Annotated in this window: 11 protein-coding genes; all 11 read left to right on the top strand. The window is 48.8% G+C overall.

Going from position 1 to position 24,120, the window contains the following annotated elements; translation table 11 throughout:
- The first annotated feature begins 42 nt into the window (after nt 1-42).
- The 11 genes from asnB to OL444_RS21690 all read left to right on the top strand — a co-directional run bounded on the left by asnB (nt 43) and on the right by OL444_RS21690 (nt 24,076).
- Complete coding sequence (gene asnB / locus OL444_RS21740; protein ID WP_264729743.1) at nt 43-1,902, top strand: asparagine synthase (glutamine-hydrolyzing); 1,860 nt, start codon at nt 43-45, stop codon at nt 1,900-1,902.
- A 64-nt stretch (nt 1,903-1,966) separates the two neighbouring features.
- Nucleotides 1,967-5,074, top strand: coding sequence for a non-ribosomal peptide synthetase (locus tag OL444_RS21735; protein WP_264729744.1), 3,108 nt, complete (start codon nt 1,967-1,969; stop codon nt 5,072-5,074).
- Nucleotides 5,075-5,145: 71 nt separating this feature from the next.
- Nucleotides 5,146-13,887 (top strand): non-ribosomal peptide synthetase, encoded by an 8,742-nt coding sequence (locus OL444_RS21730; RefSeq protein ID WP_264729745.1) that lies wholly within the window; start codon nt 5,146-5,148, stop codon nt 13,885-13,887.
- Between the two features lie 21 nt (nt 13,888-13,908).
- Nucleotides 13,909-14,673 carry a serine aminopeptidase domain-containing protein gene (locus OL444_RS21725; RefSeq protein WP_264729746.1) on the top strand — a complete coding sequence of 255 codons (765 nt, stop codon included), beginning with the start codon at nt 13,909-13,911 and terminating at the stop codon, nt 14,671-14,673.
- A complete protein-coding gene (locus tag OL444_RS21720) occupies nt 14,670-15,539 on the top strand; it encodes an alpha/beta fold hydrolase (RefSeq protein ID WP_264729747.1) in 870 nt (289 codons plus the stop codon). The genes OL444_RS21725 and OL444_RS21720 overlap by 4 nt, the downstream gene beginning before the upstream one ends.
- Nucleotides 15,540-15,549: 10 nt before the next feature.
- Nucleotides 15,550-17,490 (top strand): serine hydrolase, encoded by a 1,941-nt coding sequence (locus OL444_RS21715; protein WP_264729748.1) that lies wholly within the window; start codon nt 15,550-15,552, stop codon nt 17,488-17,490.
- A gap of 50 nt (nt 17,491-17,540) precedes the next feature.
- Nucleotides 17,541-18,359: an aspartate/glutamate racemase family protein gene (locus tag OL444_RS21710; RefSeq protein ID WP_264729749.1), complete on the top strand. Its 819-nt coding sequence runs from the start codon at nt 17,541-17,543 to the stop codon at nt 18,357-18,359.
- Nucleotides 18,360-18,385: 26 nt separating this feature from the next.
- Nucleotides 18,386-21,439 (top strand): cyclic peptide export ABC transporter, encoded by a 3,054-nt coding sequence (locus tag OL444_RS21705; protein ID WP_264729750.1) that lies wholly within the window; start codon nt 18,386-18,388, stop codon nt 21,437-21,439.
- A 24-nt stretch (nt 21,440-21,463) separates the two neighbouring features.
- Entirely contained in the window at nt 21,464-22,030 is a 567-nt protein-coding gene (locus OL444_RS21700) for a phosphopantetheine-binding protein (protein WP_264729751.1), read from the top strand.
- A gap of 355 nt (nt 22,031-22,385) precedes the next feature.
- On the top strand, nt 22,386-22,961 hold the full coding sequence (locus OL444_RS21695; protein WP_264729752.1) for an RNA polymerase sigma factor: 576 nt from the start codon (nt 22,386-22,388) through the stop codon (nt 22,959-22,961).
- Nucleotides 22,962-23,101: 140 nt separating this feature from the next.
- The gene (locus tag OL444_RS21690; RefSeq protein WP_264729753.1) at nt 23,102-24,076 is read left to right on the top strand and encodes a FecR family protein; all 975 of its coding nucleotides are present in this window, start codon (nt 23,102-23,104) and stop codon (nt 24,074-24,076) included.
- Nucleotides 24,077-24,120 lie beyond the last annotated feature (44 nt).

The raw sequence follows: 24,120 nt of genomic DNA, 5'->3' as shown, positions 1-24,120 counted from the left end.
ATATAATCTGTATTCATCTAACCAAAACATTACTATTATCCTATGTGTGGAATTTGCGGATTTATTAAAACAGGTCGCCGGGTGCAGGAAGAAGATGCACGCATCATTAAAGCAATGAATGCTAAACTGGTACACCGGGGCCCGGATGCACAGGATACCCTGCTATTCGACAATATAGCGTTGGGTTTCAGCCGGCTAAGCATCATTGGACTGGAGAATGGCATGCAGCCTGTTTCCAATGAAGATGGGTCGGTGATCATGATCTGTAACGGCGAAATATTCAATTACATTGAACTGAAAGCAGCACTGATAAAACGGGGCCATACCTTCCGCACGTTGTCGGATGTAGAAGTAATTGTGCATTTGTATGAAGAAGAAGGCATGGCATTCCTGAACCAGCTGAACGGACAGTTTGCATTTGCCCTCTATGATAAAAGAAAACGGATCCTTTGCTGTGCGAGAGATCAGATGGGCATCCTGCCATTGTATTATACCCGGGTAGAAGAGCAGTTTATTTTTGCTTCTGAAATCAAAGCCATCCTCGAACACCCGAAAGTGGTGCGGGAGGTAGATCGGGTAGGGCTGGATCAGGTATTTACTTTCCCGGGGCTTATCAGTCCCAGAACCATGTTCAAAAATATCCATAGCCTCGAAAACGGCCACTACATCACTGTAGATGATGATGGGGTGATTCGGGATACAGAATACTGGGACCTCGAATATCCAGAAGGGGAAGTAGCCATGAATGGCAAATCAGAAAACTATTATATCAATGAACTGGAAGCCTTGTTTGAAACGTCCATCAAACTGCGGATGCGTGCGGATGTGCCTACAGGATTCTATCTCAGCGGAGGGCTCGATTCTTCCATGATATTACTGAAAGCTCATCAGCTTTTTCCTGATATGCATAAGCAGGCTTTTTCCATTGATTTTGTGGAGTCACAATTGTCGGAATCTACCTATCAGCAATTGGTAAGTAAAGAAAGTAATGCCGTACTCAATCAGCAGTTATTTTTTTACGACGATATCAGCAAACGCCTGCAGCATTCTGTTTACCATAGTGAATGTCCGATCAAGGAAACCTATAATACGGCCTCTATTTCTTTATCGGAATCTGTCCGGAATAAAGGTATTAAGGTGATTCAATCCGGAGAAGGAGCAGACGAATTTTTTGCAGGTTATGTAGGATACCGTTTTGATAAAATGCGTGCAATGAACCTGGTGAAGAATGAATCCAGTCCGGAAGAAATAAGGCTGCGGCAGGAACTGTGGGACGATCCGGATTTTTTCTATGAAAGAAATTTCCTGGAATTTGATCAGGTGAAAAAATCCTTGTACTCCGCTGCACTGCGCGATGATTATGCTGCTGTGAACTGTCTGAATTATCCGGTCGTCAATAAAAAACGACTGGTCAACCGCAGCCAGGTAAGTAAGCGGGCTTATATCGATTATAAACTCCGCCTCGTGGATCACCTGGTATCAGATCATGGCGACCGGATGGCGCTGGCCAATTCTGTGGAAGTAAGATATCCGTTTATGGATAAAACACTGGTGGAGTATTCGGCCCGGCTGCCGGCATCCCTGAAGATAAATGGCTTCACGGAAAAATACATTCTTAAAAAGATGGGAAGCCGCTTTATGCCAACGGAGATTTTTGAAAGAGAGAAATTTCACTTCGTAGCGCCTGGCAGTCCTTATCTGCTGCAAAGGAATATAGAGTACATCAACGACCTGTTGTCGTATGACCTGATACGTAAACAGGGATTCTTTAACCCTGATGAAATAGAACGGCTAAAGAAAATGTACGCACAGGAAGGTTTTACTATCAATGCGCCGTATGAAAGTGACCTGCTGATTACGGTGATTACATTCGGGATTTTACTGGATACTTTTTTTAACTGAGTAAAGCCGATTGCCGTAAAAAAGCAGCTATACGGTTATGAAAAAACAACAAAATCATTGACATATGTCTTTTCAGCACGAATTAATCAATAGCCTGAGAACACACGGAGAAAGTATTGTGTTGGAGTATGACGGGCAACAAATTTCAGGAAACGAGTTACTGCAACGTGCGGATGCGATCACGCAACACCTGTTGCAGGAAGCACTCCCGCCCGAAACATTTGTAGGGGTCCGCCTGCAGAATCGTGTAGATCTGATTACCGCTTTTATTGGTATTGCCAATGCCCGCTGTGTATTTGTTCCGATAGACGGGCATTTACCGGAAGAACGGCTGAAAGCCATGCACGAAGAGCTGGCACTGCGTTATGTGATTACTTCCGGAACAGATATGCTGCCGCAGGAAGATGAGCTGCAGTATTTTTATCTGGAAGATATATCACTACCTGCTTCGGAAAATAACGGCTATCCGGCTTATGAAGCGGAAGATAGCCTGTATGTATATTTTACATCCGGATCTACCGGCAAGCCCAAAGGGATTATCGGGAAAAACAGCAGCCTGCTGCAATTCCTGCAATGGGAAAAAGAAACTTTTCATATCGGGCCGGGAGATAGAATCAGCCAGTTTATCAGCCCTTATTTTGATGCCTTTTTAAGGGATGTTTTTCTGCCGCTGTTGTCCGGCGCTACCTTGTGTATCCCGCCTTCGGACAAAGCTTTTTTTGTGCCGGAAAACATCAGCGCCTGGATCAGCGGGCAGCGTATTACCCTGATCCATTGTGTACCCAGTGTATTCCGCAGTATCAATCATGATGATATAACGGCAACGGATTATCCGGCGCTGAAATATGTGTTGTTATCCGGTGAGAAGATTGTACCCAAAGCGTTGTTGCCCTGGTATGCCTGTTTCGGTGAACGGGTACAGCTGGTGAATTTATACGGACCTACCGAAACAACGATGGTGCGTTCCTGTTATCTGCTGCGGCCTGCTGATGCTGCCACTGACCGGGTGCCGGTAGGAAAGCCCATCAGCGATACCCAGCTGTTGATATTGGACAAAAATGGTAAACCCTGTAATACCCTGGTGCCGGGAGAACTGTACATCGTAACCGATTACATGACGAAGGGCTATCTGAATAACGCGGCGCTCACCGCTGAAAAATTTATCACCTTATCTACCGGTGAATACGCGGGTAAAAGCGCATTCAGAACAGGTGACCGCGCGCGGAAACTGACCGATGGTAATATCGACCTGCTGGGAAGAGAAGACCGGCAGATAAAACTGAGCGGCATCCGTATAGAACTGGATGAAATAGAACAGGTGCTGGCTGGTTCAGGCCTGATCAGGCAGGCGGTGGTGATCAAACAGGAAGCTGCCAGCGGGGATGAATCATTGGCGGCATTTTATATCAGTAAGGACGAACAGCCGGAAGAACAAACGGCTATTCAGCAATACCTGCGCGAGCGTTTGCCGGAATACATGATACCTGGTTTGCTATGTGCTGTAAAGGAGTTTCCGCTGCTCAGCAATGGTAAAATCAATTACAAGGAACTGGTCAATGCTGTGGAGAAGCGACCGGTAGTATTACCGGAGAATGATACGGAAGCACGGCTGTTGCAGATCTGGAAAACGCTGCTGGGCGATATCGCCATTTCTACGGCAGACAGATTCAACCTCGTCGGGGGAAATTCCATCAGCATGATGCGGCTACTCAGCCTGATCTATAAAGCATTTAATGTGAGGATGACGTTGGCCGACCTGTTTGCACATATGACCATCCGGCAACAGGCCGCATTTATACAGCCGGTGGCACAGGATACCACCCTGGATATTCCACATGCGCCGGAGCAGCCTTACTATCATACATCTGCTGCACAGGAACGCGTGTACTACAATTTTGAGCTGGATAAAGAACGGATCTCCTACAACCTGCCTATGGTATGGGAAATAGCTACGGAGATAGAAAATGACCGTATTCTGCACGTTTTTCAGCAACTCACAGCCCGGCATGAGAGCCTGCGGACAAGGTTTGATGTGGAAGACGGACAAGTGGTGCAGTATGTGCTGGACCAGGTAACCCTGGAACCGGAGCTGTTGTATGTAGCAGAAGCAGACAGCGACGAAACGATCCGGCAGTTTGTACGTCCCTTTGATCTTAACAAGGCGCCATTGTTCCGCATCGGTATCATCCTGACGGATCACGGCAGAAAAATACTGGTAACAGATTTTCACCACAGCATTTGCGATGGGATGTCGCAGCGCATATTGATGGCAGATTTTAGCACGCTCTTTTATGGGCAAACCCTGGCGCCGCTGCAATGGCAATACCGGGATTATGCCGAATGGGAATATCGTTATAAAAAGACGGCTGATTATCTGCAACACCGGCAGTTCTGGCTGGGTAGCTTCGAAAAAGGCGTGCCCGAATTACAGTTGCCCGTTAGTAATGCAAATACGGAAGACTTGTCGGAAATAGGTGGCCACACTGCATTTGAGATCTCCACGGAGGTCCTGCAGCCGTTACTCGACCACCTGCGTGCGGAAAATATTTCAACGGTATCGGGTCTTTTCGCCGTATACTATCTTTTCCTGTCGCAGCTTACCGGTCAGGAAGAGATGGTGATCGGGATGGCTGCTTCCGGCAGAACCCAGCATGAGCTGGAAGGAATGGTAGGTATGTTTGTGAAAACACTCCCCATTTGTTTCCGTAGCACTGCCGCCACGTCTTTCGATGTGATGGTGAAAGCCCTGCATCAGCAACTGATACAGGCGGGTAGTCATCAATTGTACGACCTGCAGGATATGATGACCGAACTGAATAAGAAGCGCACCGTTAAACTTTCCCGGCTTTACAGCGCTGGTTTTGTATCCCTGGATTTTGAAGATGAGCAAGTACCGGATGACAAAAATGATTTCCGCCACTATGCATTTGAAAAGACGGGCGCCAAAAATCCTCTCACCTTATATCTGCGGGAACATGGCAGCACCTTTTATTTCCGTTTGTCCTATGCACATGCCTATTTCACGGCGGCAGACATTGATTTGCTGATCACGCAATTCAAAGTACTGGCAGAACGTATAGCCGCCAACGTGCATGCCCGTATCGATGATATGATCGGAGATGCCGGCAATGCTGCACCGGTAGTGGAAAGCGATATCGATTTCAACTTTTGATGAGTCAGCAATACCAAAACACCGGGGCGTCATGGTAAGCTATTATCATCCCCATAAAATATTAAAGTGACATGTCTACAAAACCTACCCTGGACCATAACGCTATTGAAGCCAACAGGAATATTGCAGCCAGGAATTATTGGAGAAACCGGCTGCAGCACCTGGAATTCGGTGATTATTTCAACTATGCCCCGCGTGCTGTCAACACTTCGGAAAAGCCCCGGGTAGTTACTTATACGGTGACGGGAACAGATGCATTAAACAATGCATTGGGGCGCATCGCCTTATCTTTGAAAGCCAGGCATGTATTCCTGTTGTCGGCGCTCGGGGTGATAGCCGGCAAATATGCAGGCGTGGAAGAGGTATGTTTGTTTACTCCTTTATACTCTTCCGGATTAAAAACCGGGCAGGCCGGCATCATGCTGCCTGTGCGGATATCATTAGCCGGTGAACCTGCTTTTAAAACCTTGCTGGGCAACGTAAAGAATGACCTGTTACAGGATATGGCCTATGGTACCTATCCGTTGGAGCGCATCCTGCAGAAAGAAGAAAAAGCATTTGTACCGGAGGTGTCCGTAGGCATGCTGGTAAAGGAAATACAGGCTGTTCCCGAAGAAGGCAGCTTTGTGCCGGCGTTGTTATTTTCCTTCAGCCTGACAGCACAGCTGGTACTCGAAATACAATACGATACCGCCCGGTTTGAAGAAAGCTACATCGCTGCCATCGCACAATATTACCTGGACGTGCTGACGCAACTGCTGCAAAATCCGGACATCGGCTTTTCAAAGGCTACCTTTTTATCCGCTGCTGCGGAAGGGATATTGCTGCAGCAATATAAAGATACCGCCGTTCCGTTGCCGGAAGCGGCAACGGTCATCACCCTGTTTGAACAACAGGCAGCGGCAGCCCCGGATAAAACAGCGCTGATCAGCGGCAGCCAGACCGTTAGTTACGGGCAACTGCAGCAACAGGCAGACCGGGTAGCGGCTTATCTGCAGCACACCTGTCATATACAGGCCGGCGACCTGGTAGGTATTCTGCTGGACCGGGAACTATTGCTGTTACCTGTTATGCTGGGCGTACTGAAAAGTGGCGCAGCCTATGTACCCATCGATCCGGCTTATCCGGCAGAGCGGATTACTGCTATCGTCACGGATGCCCGGGTAAAGGTATTGTTTACTACGCAGCCGGCCTTGACAGTGGCGGCGCATACACAGGTAGTTTTGCCGGACGTGGCGCTGCAGGCGAATTTGCCGGTGCAGCCATTATCGGCTACTCATCCGGGAGGTCTTGCCTATGTGTTGTATACTTCCGGCTCTACCGGCCGGCCGAAAGGGGTGAAGGTGAGTCACCATTCGCTGCTGAACTATGCGCATTGGGCCGCCGGTCATTATCTGGAAGGCGGCCCGGCTGTTTTTGCGTTGTTTACTTCCATTGCATTTGACCTAACGGTAACGAGTATATTCACGCCGCTGATTACGGGTAATGCCATTGCCTTGTATGAAGAAGCAGATAAAGGCCAGCTGATCGGAAAGGTATTGTCGGATGGTATCGCGGAGGTGATCAAGTTGACGCCTTCCCACCTGCGGGTGATACGCAGTACGGAATTCGTGCCGGAAGCAGGGCGCACCTTCACCTTTATTGTAGGTGGTGAAGCCCTGGAGACGGCCCTGTCGCAGGGTATTCATCAGCAATTCAACGGCCAGGTAAAGATATATAACGAATACGGCCCTACGGAGGCAACGGTGGGATGTATGATCTATCAGTTTGATCCGGCCGATACCCTGGCCGTAGTGCCGATTGGTACCGCGATTCAGAACACGCAGATCCATTTACTGAATGCGGATTTACAACCGGTAGCCGCTGGCATTCCGGGTGAAATCTATATTGCCGGTACGGGTGTGGCTGCAGGATACCTGCTGAATGAAACACTGACAGCAGAACGGTTTATCACAGATCCGTTCAGCGCCGGTGGCCGCATGTACCGCACCGGCGACCTGGCGGTACGTCTGCCGGATGGGAGAATATTGTACCGGGGCCGTAACGATGAACAACTGAAAATAAGAGGCTACAGGATAGAGCCGGGAGAGATCGCACAACAGCTGTTGTTATACCCGGGCATAAAAGAAGCCGTAGTGGTAGCAATTGAAAAAGAAGGGAACAAATACCTCGTAGCCTACTACGTAGCAGGCAGCCCGCTGGATGCAACTGTGCTGACGACATATTTACAGGCCCGCTTACCGGTGTACATGGTACCTACGTTTTTTATCCCGCTCGAGCAGCTGCCCCTGACTACCAATGGTAAGTTGCATGTGAAAGCGCTACCGGCGCCGGAATGGGTAGCTACGCCAGCTTATGAACCTGCCGCAGATGAAACCGAAGCTAAACTGGTAGAGCTATGGGCCGCCGTGTTGAAAAGAGAACCGGACACCGTCAGTGTGACGCAATCTTTTCTGACACTGGGTGGTAATTCCCTGATGGCCATTGTGCTCACCAACAAAATATTCAAACAACTCAACGTAAAAATAGCCATTAAAGACTTTTTTGAGCAGGAGCACATCCGCGCCATGGGTAGATTTATCCGGGGTGCGGAGAAGTCCGGCTACACCAGTATCCGGAAAGTATTGTCGAAACCACATTATAAAGTGTCTTCCGCGCAACGGCGGTTGTACTTCCTGTATGAAGTCAATAAAACATCGCTGGCGTATAATATCACCACAGCGGTGACGCTGGAAGGTGCGCTGGATACCGATCGGCTGCAGGCCGCTTTCCGGGCACTGGTAACGCGGCACGAGAGTTTACGTACCTGTTTTGATAGGGTAAAGGAGGAGCCGGTACAGAAAATTATTCAGGATATGCCGTTTGAAGTGGCGCGTTTTACCACCGATGCAACAGGGGTACAAGCAACGATACGCACTTTCCGGCAACCCTTTGATGTAAATAACGGGCCGTTGATTCGTGCTGCCCTGATCACCGTCGCACCGGAAGAACATGTACTGGCAGTAGATATGCACCATATCATTTCGGATGGTATTTCACTGAGCTTATTGGTGAAGGACTTTATGGCGCTGTATAATGGCGACCAGCTGCCTGCACTTCGTTTGCAATACAAAGATTATGCAGCATGGCAGCAAAGCAAGGAGCAACAGGAAAAAGTACGCAGCAGTGAAGCTTTCTGGCTGCAGGAATTTGCAGCAGTTCCGGCAGCGCTGGAACTACCCACAGATTATCCCCGGCCTGCCATCAAAAATCATCACGGCAGCCGCCTGCGTTTCGAACTGGATGAAACGATGACGGCCCGGCTGTCTGCCATCGCAGAACAGGAAGGCAGTACGCTGTACATGTTGTTCCTGGCAGCATTTAACATATTACTGGCGAAGCTGGGCGGCCGGGAAGATATCACGGTTGGTACGTCTACCGCCGGCCGGCAACATCCGGAGCTGGAAAACATCATCGGTATGTTTGTGAATATGCTGACGATCCGGAATTACCCGGCCGGTCATCTCTCTTTCAAAACATTCCTGGCTGCTGTTAAAACAAAAACGCTGGCGTGTTTTGAAGGACAGGATTATCAATACGAACAATTGATTGAAGCCATAAAACCGGAGCGGGACATGAGCCGTAATCCGTTGTTTGATGTGATGTTTGATTTCAACAACTTTGAAGGAGAGGCTTTGCAGATACCCGGTCTTACTATCAGATCTTACCCTGCCGCCTATACGATTTCCAAATTCGACCTTACGCTGTCCTGTACCGCGATGGAAGGAAAGATTTATGGTAACCTGGAATATGCCACAGATCTTTTCCGGGAAGAAACCATTGAACGGTTTATCCACTACTTTAAGAATATAACAGCCGCCATTGCCGCAGATGCAGACCTGCAACTGGCGGACATCTCCTTGCTATCGCCGGAAGAGAAGGTGGCGCAGCTGCAAACCTACAATGCTACCGCCGCACCTTTGCCGGAAGCGGAAACTGTGGTAACCCTGTTTGAACAACAGGCGGCAGCGGATCCGGAAAATGTGGCGTTGATCAGCGGCGAGCATACGGTCAGCTACGGGCAGTTACAGGAGCAGGTAAACCGCGTAGCCGCTTATCTGCAGAACAGCTGTCATATACAAACTGGCGAGCTGGTGGGCATCCTGCTGGATCGGGAATTATCGCTGATCCCAGTGATGCTGGGCATACTGAAAAGTGGTGCGGCCTATGTGCCAATTGACCCGGCTTATCCGGCAGAACGGATTTTATCCATCGTAACAGATGCCGGCCTGAAAGTATTGTTTGCCGTGCATCCGGATGCGGAGCTGGCGGCGCATACGCGGGTAATTTCACCGGAAGTGGCGCTGGAGTCAGCATTGCCAGAACAGCAACTACCCGTACCAAATCAGGCCGCACTGGCCTATGTGCTGTATACTTCCGGCTCTACCGGCCGTCCCAAAGGCGTGCAGGTAGGACATCGCTCGCTATTGAACTATGTACATTGGGCTGCTGGTCAATACCTGGAAGGCCGCCCGGGTACCTTTGCGCTGTTTACCTCCATCGCTTTTGACCTAACGGTAACGACTATCTTCACCCCGTTGATTACGGGTAATGCGATTGCCTTGTACGAAGGTGAAGACAAAGGCCAGCTGATCGGAAAAGTATTGACAGATGGTGTCGCCGATGTGATTAAGTTAACGCCTTCGCACCTGCGGGTCATACGCAGCATGGGATGGGAGCCGGAAGGATTCCGGGCTATCACCCTGATTGTAGGGGGCGAGGCGTTGGAAACAGCCCTGTCACAGGATATTTATCATCAGTTTAATGGGCTGGTGAGAATATATAACGAATACGGCCCTACGGAGACAACGGTAGGCTGTATGATTTATCGCTTTAATCCGGCCGATACGTTGCCTGCAGTGCCCATTGGCGTACCAATACATAACACGCAGATCTATCTGCTGGATGGGTATCTGAAACCGGTGGCAGTGGGTGTACCCGGAGAAATTTATGTGGGCGGTACCGGCGTGGCCGAAGGCTACCTGAAAAATGAAGCGCTGACGGCAGAACGGTTTATCCCCGATCCGTTTACGGCTGGCGGCAGGATGTACAAAACCGGCGACCTGGCCGTGCGGCTGGCTGATGGAAAAGTAGTCTACCGGGGCCGTACCGATGAGCAACTGAAAATAAGAGGTTATCGCATAGAACCGGGAGATATTGCACAGCACCTGTTGTCGTATCCGGGCATAAGAGAGGCGGTGGTGGTAGCAGGAGAGAAAGAAGGCAGCAAGTACCTGATTGCCTATTATGTGGCTACTACACCGCTGGATGGAAACATCCTGGCTGCACACCTGGAGGTACATTTACCGGTGTATATGATACCTGCTTTTTTTGTACGGATCGACGAACTGCCACTGACTACCAATGGCAAACTGAATAAAAAAGCCTTACCAGCGCCGGAAGCTACAACGACTGGCGAGCACCTGGCCCCGCTGGATGAAACCGAAGTAAAACTGGTGCAGCTATGGGCGGAGGTATTAAAAATAGACGCGGCTGACATCAGTATCGATGCCAGTTTCTTTCAGCTGGGCGGACATTCCCTGCTGGCAATAGAACTGATCAGTAAAGTATTGCGGGAAATGCAGGTGGAATTGCCGCTGGATGTAGTGTTTGATCATGATAATGTGCGGGCGATGGCTACTTATATCCGCGGTACCAAAAAATCAGCTTATGCGGTTATTCCGGTTGCCGCAAAAAAAGAACATTATGCCTTATCGGCTACGCAGAAAGAAATGTATTTCCTGCATGGCCTGGATCAGGCGTCGCTGGCCTATAATATGCCGCGGGTAGTGAAGCTGGAAGGTAAGCTGGATAAGGATAAGCTGGCGCATGCTTTTACAACGCTGGTAGCCCGCCATGAAATTTTCCGGACCGCTTTTCACATTGTGGAGGAGACACCTGTACAGGTAATCGTGGAAGACGCAACGATAGCGATAAGTCACCACCAGACGACAGAAGCAGCCGTGAAACCATTGATGGAACAGCTGATCCGGCCGTTCGATCTCAGCGTGGCGCCGCTGTTACGAGTAGCGCTGGTGGAAACAGGGGGCGCTGAACATTTCCTGCTGGTAGATACCCATCATATTATCATGGATGGTACTTCCAATGGTATCCTGATTAAAGAATTTGTAGCCCTGTACAAAGGAGAAACATTACCACCACTCCGGTTGCAATATAAAGACTATGTGGAATGGCAGCAAAGTCCCGACAGGCAGCTGGCTGTGCAGGCGCAACGGGCTTTCTGGAAGGAACAGTTTGCAGATGGGATACCGGTATTGGAATTGCCGGTAGATCATCCCCGTCCGCTGGTGAAAAACCATGCCGGCAGCACCATCGATTTCAGCCTGGATGAAACTACCACGGCGGCTGTTAAATCATTAGCTGCATCGGAAAATGCCACCCTGTTCATGGTGTTGTTATCTGTATATAATGTGTTGCTGGCAAAGATGACCGGGCAGCATGACCTCATTGTGGGGGCCTCTGTTTCCGGCAGGAAACATGAAGACCTGAAGAACCTGATGGGCCTTTTCCTGGATACCTTGCCGATGCGTAATCAGCTGCGTACGGATCAGTCTTTCCGCGATTTCCTGAAAGCAGTACGCACCCGCACGTTGCAATGTTTCGATCATCAGGCCTATGAATACGAAATACTGGCCAATGAACTGAACATCCGGCGCAACGGCACACATAACGCCTTGTTTGATGTCATGTTTGCGGTACAGAATTATGAGAAAGCCACCTTTGAGCTACCGGAGCTCAGCTTTCAAACGTATAGCCGTAAAGGATATGAAGCCAAGTTTGATATGACGCTGACGGCAACAGAGCAGGGCGATCGTATTTACCTCAGCCTGGAATACAGCACGCAGCTGTTTGAAAGAGCTACCATAGAAAGATGTATTACCTGGTTCCGTAATATCCTGTCTGGCGTACTGGCAGATACCGCCATACGTATCGGAGATATTGAAATGATGGCCGGCACAGAGCGGGAGCAGATCCTGCACACCTTTAACCAGCCCGCTATTGTTACTGCACCCGGCCAAACTGTGCTGGACTTATTCACTACACAGGTGCAGCTACACGGAAATAACCCGGCCATCTGGTTTGATCAGCAAACCATCAGCTATGCAGTGCTGGATGAAAAAACAAACCAGCTGGCACATTACCTGGCCCATGATGCACAGGCAGAAACAGAAGAAGTGATTGCCTTATGTATGGACCGGTCGCCTGTCATGCTGGTGGCATTGCTGGCGATATTAAAAACGGGTGCTGCCTATGTGGCACTGGAGCCTTCTCTGCCAGCCAGCAGAATAGCTACCATTTTACAGGAAGCCGGCGTAAAAAGAATACTCACCAATACCGTGCTGGCAGGAGCTGCCGACTGGCCGGTAACGTTAATAGATATACGTAAAGAACAGGCAATCATCAACGGCTATCCGGTAACGCCGTTGCCGGTAACGATAACCGGTAACCAACTCGCATATGTGATCTATACGTCCGGTAGTACCGGTATACCGAAAGGTATTGAGATAGAACACCGTTCGTTGATAGACTATGCCCTCACTTTCCGGGATTATTTCGGGGTTACTCATACCGATAAAGTCGTACAGCAATCTTCCTTGTCATTTGATACCGCCGTTGAAGAAATCTTCCCGGCGCTGATCAGTGGCGCCCAATTGCTCCTGATGCAGGATGGGGGTATGAATGTGCCGCATCTGTTACAGGTGATGCAACAGGAAGGCGCTACCATACTCAGTACCACACCGCTGGTATTAAATGAATTAAACCGGCAGGCGGCTGCCTTGCCACCGTTGCGGGTACTGATCAGCGGAGGAGACGTATTGCGGCCGGAATACATCGATCAGCTGGCGGGTCGTTTCCAGGTGTATAACACCTATGGCCCTGCCGAATCCACGGTTTGTGTAACCTATCATCCGCTGACAGGCGCCGGCGATACCCAGGTGATTGGTAAACCGGTGAGGAACCGGGAAGTGCTGATCCTGAACCGGGTGGGCGGGCTTTGCCCCGTAGGGGTAAGAGGAGAAATCGCCGTGAGTGGTGCTGGTCTGGCAAGAGGTTACCTCCATCAGCCGGGAGCTACCGCCGCGAAATTTATCCCGCATCCCTATAATCCTGCTGCCCGCCTGTATCTGACCGGCGATGAAGGCCGCTGGCTGCCAGATGGCAGTATTGCCTTCCTGGGCCGAACAGATGGACAGGTTAAGATCAGGGGATACCGGGTAGAAACCGCAGAGATAGAAAATGTCTTGCTGGCAATACCGGGTATACGCGAAGCAGTGGTACTTAGTTATGAACCGGCGCCGGGAGACCGGAAGCTCGCTGCTTTCCTGGTGTTGGAGGATACTACCTTAAATGTGCTGAAAATAAAAAAACAGGTGCGGGACAAACTGGCCGGCTATATGGTGCCTGCGCATTTCATTCCGGTAGCGGGTATTCCGGCTACGGTAAACGGGAAAACAGATACGGCAGCTTTGCTGGCATTGATACCTGTTACCACCACCGTTTCAGATAGTTACCGCGCACCGCAGGATAAGATACAGCAACAGCTGGCAGCCATCTGGCAGGAATTACTGCAGGTAGAAAAGGCCGGCCTGGACGATACGTTCTTTGACCTGGGCGGGCATTCCCTGTTACTCATCAAACAAAGTGAAAGAATAAAGAAAACGTTTCGGGTAACACTCCCGCTGAACATCTTCTTTTATCAGACACTCGAACAGATAGCCGCCGCCATTGCCGCGGAAAAGACCCATTCCTGATCTCCTGAACCCAGTTACTGCATGGAATATCAATATATAGAAAAAGGCAACAGAAGGTTATACAGCATCTATCATGAGCCGGAACATCCCGGTCGTGAAGATACCGGCATCGTGCTTTGTTATCCGCTTGGACATGAGTATATCCGTTGCCACAGGTTGAATGTTAACCTCGCGCATAAGCTGGCCAGAGAAGGATTTCACGTGCTTCGTTTTGATTATTCCGGTACGGGCGATTCTGCCGGTGATTTTACTTCACTGACAGTGGAAGGCTGTCTGGAAGACATTGGCATGGCGGTCAGTGAGCTGAAAGACGCCTGTGGTATAACACGGGTAGGGCTGGCAGGCGTACGTTTTGGCGCCACTTTGTCTTTGCTGTATATGCAGCAGCAACCCGTGGATATGGCAGTGGTATGGAATCCCGTGTATGACGGCACCCGTTACCTGCGTGATATACAACAGGAATATCATGCCTGGAAAAAAGGCATGCTGGTGAAGGAAAAAGCCATGCCGGGTAACAGTATCTCCTGCTTCGGGTTTCATTATGATGCGGCTTTCCTGCAGCAGGTGGCCGCCATCAGACCGGAAACGGTGCGTTTTCCGACAGATAGCACCTTGTTGCTGATTGATGAAAAAGCACCGGCAAATGTGCCGCCACAGCTGACTTATCTGCCATCGCACAACAAGGAATTCTGGCTGAAAAGAGATCACGAAAAAGAAAAAAGTATGGTGCCGGTGGCAGAAATCAACGCCATACTTCAATGGATAAACGAAAAAACGGAGGAATGAAAGAACAGATTATACGATGGGGAGATACCAACGCTTTCGTGGGTATCCTGACCGGTAATCAGGATCATAAATATGCGGCAGATACCTGTGTGGTATTTATCAATGCAGGCATGATACATAAAGTAGGACCCAATGGTATTTACGTAAAAGCGGCCAGGGAGCTGGCCGGCCATAATATCTGCAGCTTTCGTTTCGATTTCTCCGGACTGGGCGACAGTGGCCCTTCCTACAGGGATCTGCCGGTAGCGGAAATGCGGAACCGGGAAATCAGGGATGCATTGGATGCGATACAATATCATACCGGTATCACCCGGTTTATCCTGACAGGTATCAGTCTGGGAGCAGATGATGCATTTGCGGTATCGCTGGAAGAAAAAAGAATAACAGGACTGATACTGATAGAAGGATTATATCAGGAAAAAGCACAGTTGATACAGGTGTCGCCTGCCGCTAAACGGATGTCCCGCTTGCGCTATCTGAAAGCATATCCGCTCCGGCCAGGAGGCTGGTTTAAAGCAGTCGCCACCTTTCCCGGCTGGCTGGCAAATGGATTACGCCGCCACCGGCCTGCCGTTGCAGGCGCCGATATCAGCCGCTGGCAACGGCTGTTGCAAAGGAAAGTAAAGATCCGGTTGATATTCAGTGAAGGAAGTATTGCCATCGATGTTTTTCAACTGACAACAGCTGCTCCGCTCAGTGCCTATATGGGCAGCTCACTGCTGAAAGTAAACCTGGTAGCCGGTGCAGACCACCTGTTTACACCGGTGTGGTCGCAGCAGTTATTGGTAAAACAAATTACGGCCATGGTACTCGAAGGGGCTGTATCGCCATATCCGGAATCAGGCCCGGCTAATCATCATCATTAATTATTATGTTATGCCTATCAGATTGAATCGCCATGTTGGCTTGTATTGCCTGTCTTCTCTGCTGACAGGTATCACACTTCCGCTCGCCGCACAGCAGCAACCCTATTTTGAAGCCGCCGGCCGGAAAATTAACAGTAAAGCTTTTGACGAAGCGATAGAGAAAATGATGGAAATCTCCAATGTGCCAGGTGTATCGCTCGCTATTATCGACAATAACCGGGTGGCTTATTACAGCGGCTACGGCTATCGCAAATTATCAGAGAAAACCCGGGTGGACAGCAATACGGTTTTTGAAGCCGCTTCATTGTCTAAAAGCTTTCTGGTATATGCCGCATTTAAACTCGTGGAAGCAGGAAAACTGGACCTCGATAAACCCATGTACGAGTATCGCGATCCCGGCGCTCCATTGAATAAGGATCCCCGCTATAAACTGATCACGCCCCGGATGATACTAAGCCATTGTTCCGGTATAGAAAACTGGCAACGGTACAATAATCCGGATGTACTGGAAATCGTCAGTGAACCAGGTAAACAATTTGTTTATTCCGGCACCGGCTATAATCTGCTGGCAGATGTGATGACGACCATTCTCGGAGAGCCTTACGAAGCCTATATTAAAAGATTGGTCATCGATCCGCTGGGGCTAAAAAATACTTTTCTCCGTTTTACTTCCGGTAATGTAAACGGCTTTTATAAAGAAACGCCCGCTGATTTTGCGGTAGGACACGATAGCTTTGGGAAAGACCTGGGGAAATGGAAGAACCGGGAAGCCGTGCCAGCCAGCGGCAACAACGTAACGGCAGCCGATTATGCCACTTTGCTGATCAGTCTTTTCGACCGGCAACATTTCACGGATGCCACCACCGCTACCTTGTTGCGGCCGGTGATAAGACTGGGTGAAACAGCCGACTATTCAGGTTATTACGGTACGGGTTTCGAAATCCATTATGTACCGGGAGATACCATCATTGCACATGGTGGAGATAACACCGGTTTTAAAAATCAGGTGTTTTATTCTATCACCCAAAAGAGAGGTTTTGTACTGCTCACCAACAGTGAGCGGGGAAAGCTGTTGAGTACGGCCATCTCCGCCTTGTCGGTAGACTTACCTATCCGGGAACTGTGCCGGAAAAATTTCATCGATCAGTATCCCAGTCCTGCCATCGATTTGTTTAATGTATACCGGAAAGACGGGAAAGCACCGATGCTCGCGGCATTACAGCAGGTGAAAGCCAAACAGGGATTGGATAGTAACACCTTGTGTGCTTTGGGAATGGAACTGGTAGAAAAAGATATTGATCTTTCCCGGCAACTCTTTGAAGAGGAAATCCGGCGTCAGCCCACATCTGCTACTGCCTATGGATTCCTGGCCGAAGTATGCTTCAAACAAAAACAGTATGACTCTTCACTGGCCTACTATACAAAGGCCCGCACCATGCACTTTAAGTGGTGGAATATCGATAATAAACTCACGCAGTGCGAAGATAAAATCAAGGAACAGAACAGAAGACCTTCTTTGCTGGCCACCATCGACGGAGCTGCTTCCTCCAGGGTACTGGCCAATGACTACAATGCCATGCAGGGCGTAGAATCCGGTCCTATCCCGGATTCCGGTACCAATTACACGGTAACTTATGTGAACACCGGCAGCTGGCTGGACTACAAAGTAAGTGTAGATAAACCCGGCACTTATCAGGTAGCCTTCCGCGTAGCCAGTAAAAAGGGCGGCAATAAACTGTTGCTGCAATCCGACGGAAAAGTACTGGCAAGTATAGCCGTGGCGTCTACGACAGAGTGGCGTAACTGGAATACGCTCACGGCGCAGGTACAGCTACCGCCCGGCAAACAGTTGCTGCGGCTGACTGCCAGCGGGGACGGCGGCGGATTTATTGTGAGCTGGATCAGGTTTTCACCGGTAGATACTTCGACTGCACAGACCGCAACGAAATAGTCTGCGGGAACAATAGCCAGGTGATTTTATGACTATAATTGAGATGTACCATGAACCTCGAACAGGATAATGTAATAGGAATCGTAGGAGGGATGGGGCCAGAAGCCGGCGCAATGCTCCTGAATGCCATCTCCGCTCATACCCGTGCCGCCAGTGATCAGGAGCATATGTCGGTGGTACTGATGTCGTTTCCCGGCCATATTACCGACAGAACCACGTTTCTGGAAGGAGGAACTACCGTGAATCCGGCATTCAGTGTAGCGCGGGTAATAGGACTGCTGGAGGCGGCGGGTGCAACGGTGGCGGGCATTGCCTGCAACACCATTTATGCTCCGCCCATATTCAATACCATTCAGGAAGAACTGGACCGGCATCAGGTGAAAATAAAATTGTTGCATATGCCTGCAGAAACCTGCCACTATATAAAGCAACATTATCCGCGTGCACAACGGATCGGCATCATGTCTACCAATGGTACCTACAAATCCGGCGTATACCGGCACCTGCTCGAAGGACTGGGATATGACGTGATATTACCAGACCCTGATTTTCAGGATGGGGTCATACACAGGATGGTGTATGATCCGCAGTTTGGCGTGAAAGCGAATCCTGGTAATATTACCCGCGAAACGATTATGCTCATGAAAAAAAGTACTGACTTTTTCAGACGGCAAAAAGCAGATGCCATCATCCTCGGATGTACGGAATTGCCATTGATACTCGTCGGGAAACCGGATCTGTCAGGCATACCTGTGATTAACTCCATTGAAGCCATGGCATTGGCATTGATCCGGGAAGCAACGGCAGGTATCAAAATAAAAAGCATAGCTGCTCCATCCTTTAAACAATCTGCTCAACACCTGAAATAGCGGGTGCCCTTTAAAATATGCAACAAATGAAAACACGCAATAGCCGCATTATTCTCTTTACATCTTTGCTGCTGCTTCTGGTTGGGGCAACGTGGGCGCAATCTTCCCCGCCTGTTGTCAGCGCAGCAATGGAACAGGAAATCAGAAACCTGATGGATGCCGGGCATATTCCTGGTCTGAGCCTGATTGTTGTAAAAGACGGCCGCCAGGAAATCAAGACCTTTGGTTATGCAGATGTGGCACAACAAAAGCCGGTGACGCCGGCTACTATCTTTGAAATCGGATCCTGTTCCAAAGCGTTTACTGCGCTGGTAGTCAGTAAGCTGATACAGGAAGGCCGGTTGGATCCTGCTGCCGCGGTTTCGCAATATATTCCCTGGCTAACGGTAACGTACAAAGGAAAGCAGGCAACGATTACCGTGCAACAATTGCTGCATCATACCAGCGGCATTCCCTGGAGTAGTATTGCCCGTATTCCGCAAACCAATGCGCCCGATGCATTGGAACAAACCGTAAGGCAGCTGAAAGGGCTGGAGCTGGCCCGCCTGCCGGGAAAAAAATATGAATATGCCACCATCAATTATGATGTATTGGCGCTGATTGTTCAGCAGATTACCCACCAACCTTTTGAGGAATATCTGCAAACAGCTGTATTGGATAAACTATCGCTCCATCATACTAAAATGGGTTATCCGGCAGATCCTGCCTTGAAAGCTACCGGATATAAAATCGGATTTTTTAAAGCAAGGCCTTATGCGGCGCCGGTATTCAGGGGGAATAACGCTGCCGGTTATATGATGTCCGATGCAACAGATATGGGCCGCTGGCTGCAATTCCAACTGGGATTGGCAGATACGGCAATGTATGCATGGGCGAAGTATACACAACAGCGCGATGAAACCGTGCCACCGCATAACATGTCGTCGTATGGAATGGGCTGGGAAGTGTCGCTGAAAGGAGATGGGGAAATTACCCACGGCGGCTTAAACCCTAACTTCACGGCTTATGTGGCGTTGCGGCCGGGGCAGCAGGCAGGCCTGGTTGTTATGGCCAATTCCAACAGCGCCTTTACTACTTTGATTGGCAACAAGCTGATGAAGATGCTGGTGGGAGAGGAAATAGAAAAAGAATACAATCCGGGTGATGGCAATGATAAAATGTTTTCCCTCGTAACATTGCTGCTGGCCGGCTATTTCCTGCTGCTGTTGTATTTTATCGTTACTATTCTGTTGGGGATCGTTCGTAAAAAGAGAAGTTATGAACCCATTACCGGCGCGAAAGTAAAACAGGCATTTATTTTACTGGTGCTATTCGTACCGTTGCTCTATGGTATTTATGTATTGCCCGAAGCTATTTTTAATTTCAACTGGGAAGCGATTGCCGTGTGGGCGCCGGTGAGTTTTGGCTGTCTGGCCATATTGCTGGTATCCGCGATGGCATTAAGTTATATCACCTATTGTATAGAGCTGTTGTTTCCGGAACACAACAAAATAAAAAATCTGGCGCCCCGGTTATTGTTACTGAGTGTGATTTCGGGTCTGGCCAATATGGCTGTGGTAGCGTTGATTGCTTCCTCGTTGGAAAGTAGTGTCGCGTTGAAGTATCTCATTTTTTACTACGCGCTGGCCATCGCCACTTATTTGCTGGGTAGAAGATTTGTGCAGATCAGTCTGATCAGATTAACCATGGGTATCATCTATGACCTGCGGGTGAAACTAACGGATAAGATTTTTGCTACTTCCTATCAGAAATTTGAAAAGATAGACCGGGGGCGTATTTATACCGCCCTGAATGATGACGTAAATACAATCGGCGAATCAGCGAATATGTTTGTGGTATTGGTGACCAGCGTATTTACAGCCATTGGTGCTTTCCTGTATCTGGCATCTGTAGCTTCCTGGGCTACCGGACTGACGATCGGCATGGTATTGCTGCTGGTAGTGATGTATTACCTGGTGAGCAAACGTGCCCAGAAATATTACAATGGTGCACGTGATACCAAGAATGTATTTATGCGGCTGATCAATGGGATGATAGATGGTTTTAAGGAGTTGAGTTTACACCGGAATAAAAAGGAAGCCTACAAACAGGATGTCTTCATCACCTCAGAAGAGTATCGTGCCAAGATGTGCATAGCAGGTGTGCAGTTTGCCAATGCATCGCTCTTCGGTGAGGCAATTCTGGTCATTATACTGGGGATGGTAGCCTTTGGTTTTCCGGAGTTGTTTCCTGGTATCAAAACCTATACCCTGATGAGTTTTCTGGTGGTGTTGCTTTACCTGATAGGGCCGGTCAACAGTATACTGGGAGCTATGCCAGCCGTGATGAAAATGAAAATCGCCTGGAACAGAACACAACGTTTTCTGAACGACATTCCGGCCAATACACCCGCCACCGGCCTGCGGCCACCTGTACCGCAGGTGGTAGACAATCTCCGGGTAGAAGGCGTGGAATTCCGCTACCAGGATGAAAACGGGCAGGATGTTTTTACTGTGGGACCTATTAACCTGGAGGTGAACGGAGGTGAGATACTCTTTATTATCGGCGCCAATGGCAGTGGTAAAACCACCCTGGCAAAATTGATCACAGGGTTGTACGAACCGGATAAAGGACGGTTCCGGATCAATGGCGACATCGTAGATGCCGCCAGACTGGGTGAATGTTTTTCTACGGTATTCAGTCCCATCTATCTTTTCAAAAAACTGTACAACATCGATGTAAAAGCTAAAGCAGCCAAGGCTGAAAAATACCTGAAACTGTTGCAGCTGGATAAAAAAGTAACCATCGAGGATAACACCTATAGTACTATTGATCTCTCCGGCGGACAGCGTAAGCGCCTGGGACTTCTGCAATGTTATCTGGAAGAGACACCCGTTTTCCTTTTTGATGAGTGGGCGGCAGATCAGGATCCGGTGTACCGGCATTTTTTCTATCGCACACTATTACCTGAAATGAAAAAGATGGGTAAGATCGTCATTGCGATTACGCACGACGACCATTATTTTGATGTGGCAGATAAAGTGTTGAAAATGGAGAGCGGACAACTCGAACATTACAACAGAACGATTGTGAATTTATAAAACCTGTAAATACTCCCGATGCATATGAGCAGGCAGTTGGAAATAAAAGCATACAGCGTGCAACCGGAAGAAATAGAACAAGCATTACTGCAATTGCCCGGTATTACCGGCGCGGCCGTTATTGCCGGTATGGTACATGGCGAAGCCCGGCTGGTAGCTTTTTATGCCGCCGTTTCCTGTCAGTCGTGCCTGACATTGAAAGGATGGCTGCGGAAAAAGCTACCGGAATACATGGTGCCTTACAAGTTGATTCAGGTATCGGCGATTCCTTTTACGGCAAATGGTATGGCAGATGAAGCAGCCTTGTATATGCTATGGGAGAAGAATGACGGGCTGGCTACCTGTGCCCGGAAACGCGCGTCTATCCTGGAAGTCGCCATTGCAGAACTATGGAAAGAAGAACTGGGTGTAACTGGTATCAGTGCCGGTGATAGTTTTTTTGACATGGGAGGTAACTCGCTGTTGTTACACAGGATTTCCGCCAGAATGAAAACAGAATTTGGTATTCAACCCGATTTCAGTGATTTTTTAAACCAGACATTTTCCCAGTTCCTGCATAATTGTACGGCAAAAATATTGGAAACAGTATAAACTTAAGATAGGAACAGATAACATCTTTTTTGCTGACGGAAATAAGCTGTCAGCAAAAAAGATAGCTATTTATAGTAGTACTCCTTACTGAAGAAGTAATAGCCGTATCATAACTGTAATGAGTATACGTAAATAGTATTGAGAAGACGATTGATGGAAGAACAGGCTAAACCGATCAATTATAAGCAACAGGTAATACCGGTAAAGTGGTAATCAGGTACTACCTGGTTACAGGTGCCTGTAAAAATAAAAGGGGTCATGCCATCAGTCTGCCAGATTTAATAATAAGATAAAACAGCGCACTTCCCGCATCCTGCCCCCATGACTACCTTTGCTCGTCAAAACCGAAGCTGCTATGACTGCTGATCAGGAAATGGAATTGTTCCGGCAAATGAAACAGGATGATGTCCAGGCATTTAACCTGTTATTCAGGACATACTGGGAAAGACTGTATTTATTTGCCTACCGGAAACTCAATTCCGAAGATGATGCCAAAGACATCATACAAAATATTTTCATTTCCTTCTGGCTGAAACGAAATACCCTCATCATTCAATCTTCTGTAGAATCCTATCTTTTTAGTATCGCCCGGTATGAATTACTCTCTTTCGTTTCCAGGGCCATCAAATCCAGGGAAAAACAGGAAATCCTGATACATACTATCCTGCCGGCATTTGAGGCCCCGCTGACGCCTATGGAGGCCCGGGAAATAGATCAGCTGCTGCTGCAGGAAGAAGAAAAGCTGCCGAAAAGGATGAAACAGATCTTTAAGATGGCCCGCGAAGAAAACCTCTCCATCCGGGAGATTTCCGTAGCGCTGCAACTATCAGAGCAAAATGTGCGCAACCAGCTGAATACAGCTATTACGAAAGTAAAAGTAGGTCTGGGCGAAGCCGTACTGGCAGCCATCCTCTTTAGTCAGCTGTCATGATAATAATAAGTATCCCTTCCACCACCTGTACCACGTATCCCACTCCTTTAAATATTTTTTTCCGCTTGTTAATAATTTGGTAACACTACCCGGATAGTTAAAACGCTGTGTTTTCCACGCTTACTGGTAAGCATAGCTATATGAAATTATCTGAACTGGAAATTCTGATCGACAAGTACCTGGAAGGCAAAGCCTCGGAGGAAGAAAAAGAACGCGTTGAACGATGGCTGGATCATCCAACAGCTCCTATGGCTGAGCTGACGCCTGCAAAAAAAGAAGCACTGACCCGGTATTTCTGGGATAACATTCTGGCAGGTATCGGGATGGCTCCGGCACGGCCCCGTCGCAGAATCGTACACTTGTTTCACCAGGCAAAAAGCAACATACTTAGGATCGCTGCTGCTTTGCTGTTGATGATAATGGCCGCGACTATCATTAAATATACCATCATAGATAAATGGATGGCAACGCCCGCCTATACCGTCATTACAGCCAAAGAAGGCCAGGCCCTCCATTATGTATTGCCTGATGGATCAACAGCCAGTCTTTTTCCTGGATCAGCGATACAGGTGCCGGATCATTACAATCAGTCCGACCGGCAGGTAAAAGTACATGGCCGGGTATTTTTTGAGATAGCGCGTAGTGAGTCGAATCCGTTTTATGTAGTAGCCGGAGAGCTGCAAACCCGTGTGTTGGGTACCTCCTTTGAAGTGAATACACTCGCCGCCCTGCAGCCAACCGTGGTGGTTAAAACCGGTAAAGTAGCCGTGTCCTATAAAGGACAGCAACAGGCTGTACTCACGGTGAACAAACGATTACGTATCAACCTGTCGGATCCCCATCCTGCCGGCCACGTAGACAGCGTGAATGCAGCCAGTATCTGCAGCTGGTGGAAGGGCACTTTCGATTTTGAACAAACAACCTTGCCGGAAGTATTGCAAACCATTAGCCAGTGGTATAAAATACCTATCGCCATCCAGGGCGAAAAATGGTATGCAGAAAGGGTAACCATGCATGTCGAAACCGGGTTGCCTGTTGAAGCTGTTATGCAGCTCCTGGCGGAAACTTTGGGTAATCATTACAAAATGACCGGACAGCACATCACCATTTACTAAAGCATCCGGTAGAGGTCCTATCATATCAACTGTAGAAAAAAATA

Origin of the sequence: Chitinophaga nivalis (assembly GCF_025989125.1) — a bacterium.
Lineage (GTDB): Bacteria > Bacteroidota > Bacteroidia > Chitinophagales > Chitinophagaceae > Chitinophaga > Chitinophaga nivalis.
The sequence above is the reverse complement of the archived record's forward strand: the minus strand, read 5'-3'. Positions and strand labels throughout refer to the sequence as shown.